The sequence below is a fragment of the Citrobacter sp. Cpo061 genome, assembly GCF_030332845.1.
Taxonomy (GTDB): Bacteria; Pseudomonadota; Gammaproteobacteria; order Enterobacterales; family Enterobacteriaceae; genus Citrobacter; species Citrobacter portucalensis.
In genome coordinates this window covers 311,141-325,038 of record NZ_JAOWHB010000043.1, presented here as the reverse complement: position 1 = coordinate 325,038, position 13,898 = coordinate 311,141, and the positions used below count along the sequence as shown (strand labels likewise).

General features: G+C 54.7%; 11 protein-coding genes. 3 read left to right on the top strand and 8 right to left on the bottom strand.

Annotation, left to right across the window (positions count from 1 at the left end):
• Window positions 1-23: 23 nt before the first annotated feature.
• Window positions 24-701, top strand: a complete 678-nt coding sequence (locus OGX97_RS14145; protein WP_279850857.1) for a D-lyxose/D-mannose family sugar isomerase — start codon at window positions 24-26, stop codon at window positions 699-701.
• A gap of 42 nt (window positions 702-743) precedes the next feature.
• Here OGX97_RS14145 and OGX97_RS14140 read toward each other — a convergent pair whose 3' ends face one another.
• Both OGX97_RS14140 and xanP read right to left on the bottom strand, forming a co-directional pair.
• Complete coding sequence (locus tag OGX97_RS14140; RefSeq protein ID WP_279850858.1) at window positions 744-2,453, bottom strand: AsmA family protein; 1,710 nt, start codon at window positions 2,451-2,453, stop codon at window positions 744-746.
• A gap of 121 nt (window positions 2,454-2,574) precedes the next feature.
• Complete coding sequence (xanP, locus tag OGX97_RS14135; protein ID WP_003024026.1) at window positions 2,575-3,966, bottom strand: xanthine/proton symporter XanP; 1,392 nt, start codon at window positions 3,964-3,966, stop codon at window positions 2,575-2,577.
• A gap of 225 nt (window positions 3,967-4,191) precedes the next feature.
• Between xanP and gltS the strand changes: the two genes are divergently transcribed.
• Window positions 4,192-5,397 (top strand): sodium/glutamate symporter, encoded by a 1,206-nt coding sequence (gene gltS, locus OGX97_RS14130; protein ID WP_003024029.1) that lies wholly within the window; start codon window positions 4,192-4,194, stop codon window positions 5,395-5,397.
• Between the two features lie 42 nt (window positions 5,398-5,439).
• On the opposite strand, the gene recG is transcribed toward gltS, so the two are convergent.
• Genes recG through gmk form a run of 5 tightly spaced genes read right to left on the bottom strand, consistent with a single transcriptional unit; the run spans window position 5,440 to window position 11,307 of the window.
• Window positions 5,440-7,521, bottom strand: a complete 2,082-nt coding sequence (gene recG / locus OGX97_RS14125; protein WP_125363673.1) for an ATP-dependent DNA helicase RecG — start codon at window positions 7,519-7,521, stop codon at window positions 5,440-5,442.
• A 5-nt stretch (window positions 7,522-7,526) separates the two neighbouring features.
• Window positions 7,527-8,216, bottom strand: coding sequence for a tRNA (guanosine(18)-2'-O)-methyltransferase TrmH (trmH, locus tag OGX97_RS14120; RefSeq protein WP_032945382.1), 690 nt, complete (start codon window positions 8,214-8,216; stop codon window positions 7,527-7,529).
• A 4-nt stretch (window positions 8,217-8,220) separates the two neighbouring features.
• Window positions 8,221-10,335 (bottom strand): bifunctional GTP diphosphokinase/guanosine-3',5'-bis pyrophosphate 3'-pyrophosphohydrolase, encoded by a 2,115-nt coding sequence (gene spoT / locus OGX97_RS14115; RefSeq protein WP_003024038.1) that lies wholly within the window; start codon window positions 10,333-10,335, stop codon window positions 8,221-8,223.
• 18 nt (window positions 10,336-10,353) lie between these two features.
• Complete coding sequence (rpoZ, locus tag OGX97_RS14110; protein ID WP_000135058.1) at window positions 10,354-10,629, bottom strand: DNA-directed RNA polymerase subunit omega; 276 nt, start codon at window positions 10,627-10,629, stop codon at window positions 10,354-10,356.
• A gap of 54 nt (window positions 10,630-10,683) precedes the next feature.
• Complete coding sequence (gene gmk / locus OGX97_RS14105) at window positions 10,684-11,307, bottom strand: guanylate kinase (protein WP_279850859.1); 624 nt, start codon at window positions 11,305-11,307, stop codon at window positions 10,684-10,686.
• Window positions 11,308-11,568: 261 nt separating this feature from the next.
• Here gmk and ligB point away from each other — a divergent pair, with 261 nt between their 5' ends.
• Window positions 11,569-13,248, top strand: coding sequence for an NAD-dependent DNA ligase LigB (gene ligB, locus OGX97_RS14100; protein WP_057066882.1), 1,680 nt, complete (start codon window positions 11,569-11,571; stop codon window positions 13,246-13,248).
• Here the strand turns inward: ligB and OGX97_RS14095 are convergent.
• A complete protein-coding gene (locus OGX97_RS14095; protein ID WP_038635410.1) occupies window positions 13,245-13,862 on the bottom strand; it encodes a trimeric intracellular cation channel family protein in 618 nt (205 codons plus the stop codon). The two genes, ligB and OGX97_RS14095, sit on opposite strands and share 4 nt — an antisense overlap.
• Between the last annotated feature and the right edge of the window lie 36 nt (window positions 13,863-13,898).

Genomic DNA, 13,898 nt, shown 5'->3' with positions numbered 1-13,898 from the left:
CTTTCGCAACAAGGAAAAGTGGAATGAAGCGTTCACACATTAATTATGCCGTCGAAAAAGCGCATGCCATCGCTGAGACTTTTCGGGTCTGTCTGCCTGATTTTGCGTATTTTACGGTCGATGCCTGGCGGCAACAGGATCAAACTCGGTGGCGTGAAGTGCGCGATCTCCAGTTGGGCTGGGATATTACCGACTTCGGGCACGGAGATTTTGCGCAAACGGGGCTGACGTTACTAACGTTGCGCAATGGTCTGATGGGTTCAGCGGGTTACCCCAAACCGTATGCCGAAAAGATGCTGCAAATTCAGCAGGATCAACAAACACCGTGGCATTTTCATCGCCATAAGATGGAAGATATCGTTAACCGCGGCGGCGGTGATTTGTGTATGCAGCTGGCGTGGTCCACGCCCGATGACGAATATGATACCCGGCGCATTGTTGAGGTTAGCGTGGATGGTCAGCGGCGTACAGTTAACGCAGGCGAGACGCTGGTATTGAAACCGGGACAAGGAGTGTGCCTGCCACCGCGCTTGTATCATCGCTTTTGGGCGGAGAAGGCGTTCGTGCTGGGTTGGGAAATCTCGATGGTCAATGACGACCAGCATGACAACCACTTTCTGGAACCTGGCGGTCGCTTCCCGGTGATTGAAGAAGACGAGCCGGCGAAGTGGCTGTTGTGCAGTGAATATATTCGCTTATGAGCGTGAGTAGGCCCGGTAAGCGAAGCGCCACCGGGCAATAAATCATTGTGCAGGTGGTGGTGCAGTGACTTCACTCCCCGAAACCACGCCCGCCTGCATGGTTTGCGTTACCTGCTGTTTCTCCACGTTCACCGCATGCAGCTGACCGTTGACCGTTGGCTTGAGAGGCGCATCGGCCTGAATATTGCCGCTGGCAGTAAGCTGGATGTTGCCATCTCCGGAAAGCGGCAGTGCGGGCCAGCCCCACTGCTGCAGGATCGTCATTGGCACGCCGCGCCCCTTCAGGCTGACCTGCGTCTGGTGCTGAGGTAGCTGCGAAATGCTGGCAGTGGCCTCCAGCAGTCCTTTTTCCGTATAGGCGCTCAGTTCGCTGATATTGATGGTGCTGCTGTTTGCCGTTAGCGCCAGAGAAGGACGACGCACATCCGTACGGTTAAAGGTGGCTGCGGCAGCGTTGAGGGTGGCGCTCCCGCTCCAGATCCCCCACTGATTATTCTGTACCAGCCCGAGGTTAGCGCCGTAGCCGTCCAGCGCGGTGAGCTGCCACGGGAAGTTGGGGTCGATATCTATCACCAGATTACGGCTGGCACTGAATTTCTTCAGCGTCAGGCTGTTTAGCCACGCTGGCAGGGGTTTCATCCACAGCTGCTTCCAGTTTTCCGGCAGCGTGTATTCCAGACCAGCAATAGCGGCATCGTCAAGGACCAGCGCTTTGTTGCTGCGCATCCAGTTTCCGGATGTTCTGACCATACCGCCTTCCCAGCGGGTGGTGAACTGGCGCAGCGCAATGCCCTGCGGTGAGAACTCGGCGTTCAGAATCGGATCGAAGAAGTGCAGAGAGCCGTAAATAAACTCGCTGGCATTCATCGACAGTTTGCCTTCCTGAGTTTGCCAGTCGTCCTTGCTGAAGGTCATGTTGCGCAAGCTCAGATCGAGATCCGTCACCGCCCAGTCGGGGCCTTGCAGACGGGCATCCGTCACTTCCAGACGACCAATTTGCAGGGAAGGAATAGTGCTTAACGGGGCAAAAAAGTCGGCCAGCGATTTGTCGCTTTGCAGCCGGATATCGTTCAGGCGCAGATTCTCCACAACCCAGCTCCCGTCGGCATTGCGTTGCGCTACGCCGGTTAATGCCCCACGCGCCACGTCAGCGCCAATATTGCTTAGCGTCACCCGGTCATGGTCGATGCTGCCTTCAATCAAGACGTTGGTAGTTGGAACATCGTTGAGCGTCAACGAACTGGCGCTGAGCTGAATTTGCGCTTTGCTCCCGAGAATTTTACCTGCCTCAGGGCTCCAGGGAATGACGCCGCCGTTAACGCGCTGGGCGCTGAGGTTCCACTCGCTGCCGGGGCTGTTAAGCGCCATATCCTGCAATTGCAGGCGATCGGCCTGGAACGGTAGCGGCGCGGTTTGCTGGGAAAGATTCAGCGTGCCGTTTTGCAACAAAATGGTGTCTACGTGCAGCGGGTCGGTGATTTGGCGGCTACTCAGCCCAATATCGACCGTTTTAGCGACCAGCGTTGAGGGCTGACCATCCCGGCCAAAGGTGACGTTTTCCAGCAGAATATGGGAAGGGGAGGAAAACCGGTGATCGATGGCATCAAACGCCAGATGGTAGCTGCTGTTCTCCGAAACCCAGGCACTGACGTGCTCTGCCCCCCAGCGGGTTTGCAGTAGAAAATAAAGGCCGAGAATCGCCACTGCAAGGGCGATCAGCACGTAAAAAAGCAGCTTTCCAATAAATTTCATGGTCTTCCATCCCGCGAAGTGCACATAGTCAAGTTATGCACGATTTAGGCGCAATGCTCAAGGCGGGAATGGTGAAAGAGCGTTACAGCGGCGTTGATTCAGAACCAACGCCGCATTTTGCTTATTGCTTTTCTGGCGGGAATACCAGATTCAGAACGATTGCGGTAATACCGCCAGCGGCGATACCGGAAGAGAGCAGGTTTTTCACCCAATCCGGGGCGAACTGGAGAATCAGCGGCTGCTGGGAAACACCCAGACCAACGGCCAGCGACAGCGCGATAATCAGAATCGCGCGGCGATTCAACGGCTCGCGGGACACGATACGCACACCGGATGCTGCGATAGTACCGAACATCACCAGCGTTGCGCCGCCCAGTACCGGCTCAGGAATATGCTGTACAAAACCGCTGACTGCCGGGAACAGGCCCAGCGCGATCAACATCAGCGCCACCACAAAACCAACGTAGCGGCTGGCAACGCCTGTTAACTGAATAACCCCATTGTTCTGGCCAAAACAGGAGTTCGGGAAGGTGTTGAACACGGCGGAAACAAACGAGTTCAGACCGTTCGCCAGCACGCCGCCTTTCAGGCGCTTCATATACAGCGGACCAGAAACCGGCTGCTCGGAGACATCAGAGGTGGCCGTAATATCGCCGATGGTTTCCAGTGACGTGATCATAAAGACCAGCATCAGCGGCAGTAGTAAACTCCAGTCGATGCCCAGGCCATAATACAGCGGCGTTGGCACCATCAGCAGGTCCTGACTTACCGGTGCGGTATTTTGCGGCAGCATGTCCATAAACCAGGCCAGCAGATAGCCTGCCGCCATCGCAATCACCAATGACGCAACGCGCAGGTACGGGTTGCGTTGACGGTTAAGCAGGATGATTAGCGCCAGCACCACGCCTGCCAACAGTAAATTCTTCGGCGCACCAAAGGTGTTGTCGCTCATTGCGGCATAGCCACCGCCAATCGATGTCAGACCCACCTGAATCAACGACAGGCCGATAATCATCACTACCACCCCTGAGACCAGCGGAGTAATAATACGACGCGCCAGGTGCAGGACACGCGAGATAACCATCTCGGTGCAGCTTGCCAGCATCAGCGTACCGAACAGCGCCGCCATCATGGTTGGGACATCTGCGCCACCGGTTTTTAGCGCCGTACCGCCCATAATCAGTGGCGCAACAAAGTTAAAGCTGGTGCCCTGAATGGATAGCAGCCCTGAGCCGACCGGCCCCCAGGCTTTGATCTGGATGATAGAAGCCACGCCGGAGGCGAACAGCGACATACTGATAATGTGTTGAGTATCCTGAGCCGGTAAACCAAGCGCCTGGCAAATTAACAGAGCAGGGGTGATCACCGCGACGAACATGGCCAGCAGATGCTGACAGGCGGCAAACAGGGTCTGGGCTAACGGGGGGCGATCTTCAAGACGGTAAATCAGTTCACTGTTGTGAGTCTGCGCAACCGGTTGCGCATTTGTTGACTCTACGGCGTTAACGGACATCAGAGGCAATCCCATGGTGGAAAAGCGGTGATTTTATCTGACCAGGGCAGAAAAGCAAACGTTTGCTAGCAGGTATTCTTAATATTTAAAACGGATAAACAAACATTTTTATATAACTTTTCATCATTTTCTGCTTAAAATCCACTCCGAAAACTCAATAAGAGCTAAAAATCGGTCTGGAATGCATCGTGCGTGATTGTGCTAAACGCACTAATGGAGCTGTAAATGTTTTATCTCGATACGTTATCAACGCTGGTTGCGGCAACCCTTGTGTTGCTGCTGGGACGTAAGCTCGTCCAGTCTGTTTCCTTCCTGAAAAAATATACCATTCCCGAACCTGTTGCAGGCGGATTGCTGGTGGCGATTGCGCTGCTGGTGCTGAAAAAAAGCATGGGTTGGGAAGTGAACTTCGATATGACCCTGCGCGATCCGCTGATGCTGGCTTTCTTCGCCACTATCGGCCTGAACGCCAATATCGCCAGTTTGCGTGCTGGCGGCCGCGTGGTGGGTATTTTTCTGATTGTGGTTGTTGGCTTGTTGCTGATGCAAAACGCCATCGGTATCGGTATGGCGACCCTGCTGGGTCTGGACCCGCTGATGGGTCTGATCGCTGGCTCGATCACCCTCTCTGGTGGACACGGAACCGGGGCCGCGTGGAGCAAGCTGTTTATTGAACGTTATGGCTTCACCAATGCGACTGAAGTGGCGATGGCTTGCGCAACGTTTGGTCTGGTGTTGGGTGGGCTGATTGGCGGCCCGGTGGCACGCTATCTGGTCAAACACTCCACCACGCCAGACGGTATGCCGGACGATCAGGCCGTGCCGACCGCATTTGAAAAGCCGGACGTTGGGCGCATGATCACCTCGCTGGTGCTGATTGAAACCATTGCTCTGATCGCTATCTGTCTGACGGTGGGTAAAATCGTTGCGCAAATGCTGGTTGGAACAGTGCTGGAATTGCCGACCTTCGTCTGCGTCCTGTTTGTTGGGGTGATCCTCAGTAACGGTCTGGCGCTACTGGGCTTTTATCGGGTGTTCGAACGTGCGGTTTCTGTACTGGGTAACGTTAGTCTGTCGCTGTTTCTGGCGATGGCGCTGATGAGCCTGAAGTTGTGGGAACTGGCTTCACTGGCCTTGCCGATGCTGGCAATCCTGGTTGTGCAGACTATTTTCATGGCGCTGTACGCGATATTCGTCACTTGGCGCATGATGGGTAAGAACTACGATGCCGCCGTGCTGGCTGCCGGACACTGCGGTTTTGGCCTCGGCGCGACGCCGACGGCGATTGCCAACATGCAGGCGATTACCGAACGTTTTGGACCATCCCATATGGCGTTTCTGGTGGTGCCGATGGTGGGGGCGTTCTTTATCGATATCGTCAACGCGCTGGTAATTAAGCTGTATCTGCTGTTACCGATTTTCGCGCAATAACGGCTGTGCGGCGGGGTAACATCCGCCGCCGCTATGAATTAACTACGCGTTGGAGTAGCGTTCGGTTTCCGGCATCCAGCGCTCTATCAGTGCCGCGGCCTGTTGCGGATAACGTTCGTGAATATGGCGGGCAATGCGCTGAACTTCCGGGATAATCGCCTGATCGCGCAGTAAATCTGCGACCTTGAATTCTGCCGTTCCGGTCTGGCGAGTACCTAACAGCTCGCCGGGTCCGCGAATCTCTAAATCTTTTTGCGCAATTACGAACCCGTCGTTGCTGTCTCGCAGAACCTGCAGGCGTTTCTGCGCGGTTTTAGACAGCGGTGATTTGTAGAGCAGAACGCAGTGGGAAGCCACCGCGCCACGGCCTACGCGACCACGCAACTGGTGCAACTGGGCCAGACCTAAGCGTTCCGGGTTTTCAATAATCATCAGGCTGGCGTTTGGCACGTCCACGCCCACTTCAATCACCGTGGTAGCAACCAGCAGATGCAGTTCACCCTGCTTAAAGGCCGCCATTACTGACTGCTTCTCGGCGGGCTTCATGCGCCCATGTACCAGGCCAATATTGAGTTCTGGCAGCGCCAGTTTAAGCTCTTCCCACGTCGCTTCTGCCGCCTGAGCTTCCAACAAGTCAGACTCTTCAATCAGCGTACAGACCCAGTATGCCTGACGTCCTTCGTGGGTACAGGCGTTGCGCACGCGATCAATAATATCGCTGCGGCGGGTATCCGGAATGGCGACCGTAGTGACCGGCGTACGCCCCGGAGGGAGTTCGTCAATGACCGACGTGTCGAGGTCAGCATAGGCCGTCATCGCCAGGGTACGTGGAATCGGCGTGGCGGTCATGATTAGCTGGTGTGGGTGGAAACCCTGCTGCTGACCTTTCTCCCACAGTGCCAGACGCTGATGAACGCCGAAGCGGTGCTGTTCGTCGATGATAACCAGCGCCAGCCCGCTGAACTGTACCTGTTCCTGGAAAATCGCGTGCGTGCCGACAATCATCTGCACCTGACCGCTGGCGATGGCTTCTTGTTGCGCCAGACGCGCTTTACCTTTCTGCTTGCCCGCCAGCCAGCCCACTTCAACGCCCAGTGGCGCGAACCAGTTGCGGAAGTTATTTGCATGTTGTTCAGCCAATAGTTCGGTAGGAGCCATTAGCGCAACCTGCTTACCATGTGCGATAGCCCGCAGCGCGGCCAGCGCGGCAACCAGCGTTTTACCGGAGCCGACATCACCCTGCACCAGGCGCATCATCGGCACATCCAGTGCCATATCGCGTTCAATCTCAGCGGTAACGCGGGCCTGTGCGCCCGTAGGTTTGAACGGCAATGCTGCCAGCAGCTTATCTTTTAGCGCGTTGTTAGCACTTAACGGCTGGGCGTGAAAACGCTGTGCCCCGGCGCGTAGTGCCAGCATGCTGAGATTATGCGCCAGCAGTTCTTCGAGAATCAGACGTCGCTGCGCCGGATGTTGTCCGGTTTCCAGATCGCTGAGTTGCAGCGACGGTGGGGGGCGGTGCAACGTGCGCAGTGCTTCGGGTAGGCTCATCATGCCCTGTAACAGCTCTGGCGGCAGCAGTTCGACAATGGCGCAGGTATCGAGCAGATCCAGTGCCTGATCGGTCAGCTTGCGCAGCGTGGCCTGCTTCACACCTTCGGTGGTTGGATATACTGGTGTGAGTGTTTCCTGCAATTCTGGCGTGCTGAGATCGCCTTGTACGCGGTATTCCGGGTGAATCATCTCTGCGCCGTATTTCCCGCGTTTGGCTTCGCCGTAGGCCAGTACCCTACGCCCGGTAGCAAGGCTGTTTTTCATCGCTGCGCTGAAGTTGAAAAAGCGCATGGTGAGAATCCCCGAGCCATCGCTGATTTGACAGGTCATCATCCGGCGGCCGCCGAAGGTGATATTGCAGTTCAGCACTTCGCCTTCAACGGTGGCATAGACACCCGGCAGCAGTTCGCCAATTGGGTACAGATGGGTACGGTCTTCGTAACGCAGAGGGAGGTGGAGCAGGAGGTCCTGCACGGTGTGCAGGCCAATTTTAGCCAGTTTACTGCTTTGCGCTGCGCCAACGCCGGTCAGAGAGTTGAGTGGGATGGCATCCAGTAAACGGCCTTTCATCGCGTTTATCTCGCAGATTGCATAGTGGCCCACCACGTTGCATCGGCTTCAATTTCGCCCTGCGTGTTTACGTGAGGGTAGGGAAGACCTTTGCGCTTAGCGACATTCGCCAGCACCGGATAACCGCCTTCAAACAGTAAGCGCTGCTGCTCTTCTTGTGGCAGCATGCTGTTTTCTCGTCGGTACATCCCCGCGTTTTGCCGCTGGCGCTGTGCTTCGTACAGAATCAGCGCGGAGGCGACAGAAACGTTCAGTGACTGCACCATGCCAGTCATGGGAATGATGATGTCCTGATCAGCCAGATCCAACGCTTCCTGAGTGATGCCGGTTTTCTCCTGGCCCATCAGGATGCAGGTGGGGCGCGTGTAATCAATCTCGCGAAAATCCACGGCTTTATCTGACAGATGGGTTGCCAGGACCTGCATGCCCCGGCTTTTTAAATGTGTGACCGCATCGCCAATGGTAAGGTGAGTTTTCACCTGCACCCAACTGTTGCTGCCTGCAGCAGAAGAGGCCATGGTGCGCATACGGCTACCCGGCCAGACGGCGTGGACTTCATGCACGCCGACCGCATCTGCAGTACGAATAATCGCAGAAACGTTATGAGGTTTGTGAACCTGCTCCATGCAGACGGTCAGATCGGGCTGACGACGTGCGAGCATCTCGCGGATACGTGCATAGCGCTGTTCATTCATAAGACTAGTTTCGGTTACGGGTGACTTTTATCACGTCCGGCATGACGCGGATTTTGCGCATGATATTCGCCAGGTGCACGCGATCACGAGCGGTCAGGCGAATAAAGGCGCTATAAACGCGGCCATCTTTCTCTTCCGTATTCAAACTTTGAATATTGGAGGTGGTCGTGTTGATTGCCGCCGTCAGGTTCGCCAGAGCACCCTGGTGGTTAAACATATCCACCTTAATCTCGGTGATGAATTCCTGCTCCGTCTCTTTATCCCATTCCACCGCCATAAACTTCTCTGGCTCTTTCTGGTAGCCACGAATATTACGGCAGGACTCATGGTGGATCACCAGACCTTTACCCGGACTGACGTGGGCAATGATTGGATCGCCTGGAATTGGACGACAGCATTTCGCGAAGGTGATCAGTACGCCGTCAGCGCCTTTGATTGGCAGATGACCATGGCCAGATTGTGCTGGTACGTTCGCTGTTGCTTCGCCCTGCTGGAGGTTTTTCGCTACCACCACGCTCATGGCGTTACCCAGACCGATTTCTGCGAGCAGATCGTCAAGCGTGGCGAGCTTCATACGCTCAAGCTCACGCTGGATGCTCTCTGGCGGGATCTCAGCCAGTTTACGGCTACCGCCCAGGGCATGGTTGAGCAGTCGACGACCCAGACTGACGGAATCATCGCGCTTGAGGTTTTTCAACAGTTGGCGAATCTTGGCGCGCGCTTTCGAACTGACGACGAAGTTTAGCCACGCTGCGTTCGGACGTGCGCCCGGCGCGGTGATAATCTCAACGGTCTGGCCGCTAAAGAGTGGTTGTGAAAGCGGGTAAGGCTGTCTGTCGACGCGCGCGCCGACGCAGGCGTGACCGATATCGGTATGCACGGCGTAGGCGAAGTCGACAGGCGTTGCACCGGCGGGCAGTTCGACAATGCGCCCTTCCGGTGTGAAAACATAAATCTCATCCGGGAAGAGATCAGATTTGACGCTTTCAATAAATTCAAACGAGCTACCGGCGCTCTGCTGCAGTTCCAGCAAGCTTTGCATCCAGCGCTGAGCGCGGATTTGCGCAGTGGTGCTGCTTTCGCCGCCGTGCTCTTTGTAAGCCCAGTGCGCTGCGACACCCATCTCTGCCATCTGGTCCATGTCTTCAGTACGAATCTGTACTTCAACCGGGACGCCATGAGGGCCGATCATTGAGGTGTGCAAAGACTGATATCCGTTCGCTTTCGGAATGGCGATATAGTCTTTCACGCGACCAGGGCGTGGTTTGTACAGGCTGTGCATCTGGCCGAGTACGCGATAGCAGGTATCGGAATCATGAACGATGACGCGAAATGCGTAGATATCCATGATGGAGTGAAAACGCTGCTCTTTGAGCACCATTTTGCAGTAAATAGAGTACAGGTGCTTCTCACGCCCGCTTACGCGACACGGAATACCTGCCTCCTGCAAACGCCCTTCGATTTCCGAGAGGATTTTTTGGATCATCTCTTTGCGGTTGCCGCGAGCGGCTTTAACCACTTCTTTAATCACGCGATAGCGGTTTGGGTACAGCGCTTCAAAACCCAGCTCTTCCAGCTCGGTTTTAATGTGATGAATACCTAAACGGTGTGCCAGCGGACTATAGATTTCGAGGGTTTCACGGGCGATGCGGCGACGTTTGTCCGGGCGTAATGAGCCCAGCGTGCGCATGTTGTGGGTGCGGTCGGCAAGTTTGATGAGAATGACGCGGATATCCTGCACCATCGCCATAATCATCTTGCGAAAGTTTTCAGCTTGCGCCTCTTTCTTATCGCGAAACTTAAGCTTATCAAGTTTCGATACCCCTTCTACCAGCTCTGCAACGCTTTTGCCAAAAAGCTGTTCCATGTCCTGATAGGTGGCTGGGGTATCTTCAATCACGTCATGCAGCAGCGCAGCCATCAGCGTTTCGTAGTCGAGTTTCATCTCGGCCAGAATGCAGGCTACCGCTACCGGGTGCGTGATATAGGGTTCACCGCTTGAACGTGTCTGGCCCTCGTGAGCGTCACGTGCAACGAGATACGCCTGCCGAAGACGCTTAATCTGGTCTTCCGGCAGGTAGTTTTGAATCAGTTGATTCAGGCTTTCAAACAGATACAAGGGCGACCCGCTTTGTGATTAACGACGACCTTCAGCAATAGCGGTAACGGCTTGTAATTCAGCGGCTTCCTGCTCTTGCTGTTCCTGGCGCTCACGCACGTCGAGGATCTGATTGTTGATCAGACCTTCTTCGATTTCGCGCAGCGCGATAACGGTAGTTTTATCGTTTTCTTCCGGTACGAGCGGATCCTTTCCGCCTACCTGCATCTGACGAGCGCGACGCGCGGCGACCAGTACCAGGTCAAAACGGTTACCAATTTTCTCTACAGCGTCCTGAACAGTTACGCGTGCCATACTTAAAATGCTCCACAGGTGAAGAAATGACTGGGCATGATACTGAATGTGGGTTCAGTCTGCCAACAGTTTGCTGATTAAAGCGTCATGACGCTGCTTTTGGCGGCTCATGCGCAGACGTTCGGCGCGAATGATGGTTTTCAAATCGCCCAGGGCGGTGTCGAAATCATCATTCACAATAAGATAATCATATTCGGCGTAATGGCTCATTTCTGCAACAGCTTGCGCCATACGTTTCGCGATCACGTCTTCGCTATCCTGACCGCGGCCACGCAGGCGGCGGTCCAGCTCAATCTTAGACGGTGGCAAAATAAAAATACTGCGCGTATGCGGCATTTTTTCACGAATTTGCTGCGCACCTTGCCAGTCGATATCTAAAAAGACGTCTACGCCGGATGCTAATACTTGCTCAATGGTTTCACGCGAGGTGCCGTAGTAATTACCGAAAACCTCCGCGTGTTCCAGGAACGCGTCTCTGCCAATCATGGTTCTGAATTCATCATGGTTCACAAAGAAATAGTGTTCACCGTGCACTTCCCCCGGGCGCGGTGCGCGCGTGGTGTGCGAAACAGAAACCTGGGTGTCATACAACGGTTGGGTCTTTAATAAAGCCTGAATCAGGCTGGATTTACCCGCGCCACTGGGGGCAGAAACAATATAAAGCGTGCCTTGAGCCATGAGTATCTTAATGTATGTGATTGTCGAAAGAGAGCCTACATACGGGCTTATTATACACGTAGCCGCTATGTGACGTAGCCCTTGTCACACTTTTTGCGCATGTTTATTGCGTTTTGCGTACCAGTTTCCTGTTTTATCGGTGATTTGCAGCAATACATGCAAATGTCCGGAAAGCTGTTCGCAGGATGAATTTTTGCCGCTCTGTTTCTATTTCACTTCGCGCTATACCTGCCGGGAAACGTATCGTTCAGCGGAGATAGCATGGGATTATGGAAATGCATAGGGCTGGTTTTACTGGTGTGGCATTTACCTGCGTGGGCGGTATGCCCCGTCTGGTCGCCTGCCAGGGCAAACGAGGAAATTTCACGACTACAGCAGCAGATTACACAGTGGAATGACAGTTACTGGAAGCAAGGGGAAAGTGCCGTAGACGACGGCGTTTATGACCAGCTCAATGCGCAACTAATTCAATGGCAGCGCTGTTTTGGCGATGAAGTCCCACCAGATCTGTCTGTGCCCCCAATAAGTGGCACCGTCTCGCATCCAGTTCCCCACACGGGCGTTCGAAAACTTGCTGATAAGCAAGCGCTACAGCAATGGATGCTCGCTCGCAGCGATCTCTGGGTGCAACCGAAGGTGGATGGTGTGGCGGTGACGTTAGTCTATCGCAATGGCAATCTGGTACGGGCGATTAGCCGTGGTAATGGCCTGAAAGGCGAAGACTGGACGCAAAAGGTTCTGCAGATCCCTTCCGTACCACATTCCACCAAGGGGAAACTCGCTAACAGTACGTTGCAGGGTGAGATATTTTTGCAGCAAGAGGGGCATATTCAGAAGCAGAGAGGGGGAATGAACGCCCGCTCGAAGGTTGCTGGATTAATGATGCGCCAGGGCAATCCGGAAATGTTACGCTCGCTGGCAATTTTTATCTGGGCCTGGCCTGATGGTCCGGCGGTCATGCCTGAAAGACTGGAGCAGCTCACGGCTGCCGGGTTCAGTTACACGCAACGTTATACTCACGCCGTGAAGAATGCGGATGAAGTCGAAAAGTTGCGCGCCAGGTGGTGGAGTTCAGCATTACCTTTTGTGACAGATGGTGTCGTGGTGCGAACGGCAAAAGAGCCACGGGCAAAGTATTGGCTACCCGGGCAGGGTGAGTGGCTGGCGGCGTGGAAATATCCTCCCGTGACGAGGGTATCTGAGGTTACTGGTATTCAGTTCTCCGTTGGTAAAAGCGGGAAAATTGCGGTGGTTGCATTGCTGACTCCCGTCATGCTGGATGATAAACGCGTACAGCGCGTCAATATTGGCTCCGTCCGACGCTGGAATGAATGGGATATCGCGCCTGGCGATCAGATTCTGGTGCGCCTGGCTGGACAAGGGATACCCCGTATAGACGAGGTGGTCTGGCGCAGCACTCAGCGTACTAAGCCAATACCCCCCGAGGGGCGCTTCAATTCATTAACCTGTTTTTATGCTACAGCGGAGTGCCAGGAACAGTTTGTTGCCAGACTGGTCTGGCTGGGCGGCAAAGAGGTGCTGGGGCTGGAGGGGATCGGCGAGGCGGGATGGCGAGAGCTCAACCAGGTGTATCGCTTTGAACATATCTTTTCCTGGCTTGGGTTAACTCAGGAACAGTTAGAGTCTGCACTTGGTGTAATCAAAGGGGAGAAGCTGTGGCATCAGTTCAACCTGTCGCGCGATCTCCCGTTCACACGTTGGGTTATTGCCATGGGAATACCGTTAACACAGGCAACCCTGAATGCCAGTCGGGATGCTTCGTGGCAACAATTGCAGGACCGTGATGAGCAAAGCTGGCGGCAGCTCCCTTTCATGGGGGAACGGCGGGCACGACAGATCATTCAGTGGCTGGAGACCAGGGAGGTCATAGCGCTGAGCAACTGGCTGGCTGCCCAGCGTATTACGGGCTTTATGCCTTAATGACCTTCATGGCGATAATAAAATACTGGCAGGCCCAACTTCAGGCGTAGCGCCAGTAAGCGGGCGGTAAAACCGAAGAGTAGGGTAGAGATAACCACCACATCGTGGCTGGAGACGTAATGTTGCAGCACGATGTAAAGCACGGCAGCGGCAAAAGAAACCCCAGCATACAGCTCTTTCTGGAACACTAACGGAATGCGTTTGCAGAACATGTCGCGTAACACGCCACCGAAGACGCCGGTCGTGACCGCAGCGACCACGGCGATAATCGGCCCGTGACCCATATCCAACGCCACCTGTGCGCCAATAATAGAAAAGACCACCAGGCCCAGCGCATCCAGTACAAGGAATATTTTACGCAGGTAGGGCATAACAGGAGCAATAATGGTGGTGAGTACCGCAGCGGCTGCCACGATAATGACGTATTCGGGATGCTTGACCCAGCCAAGCGGATAGTGGCCGAGAAGAATGTCGCGTACCGATCCGCCGCCAATGGCCGTCGCGGTGGCAATGATAATGACGCCAAATGTATCCATACGACGACGCCCAGCAGCAAGCGCACCGGTCATGGCTTCGGCAGTAATACCAATTAAATATAAAACGTGTAACAGCATGTATTCCCCCTGATTTGCTGGGGGCTAAGGTTAACG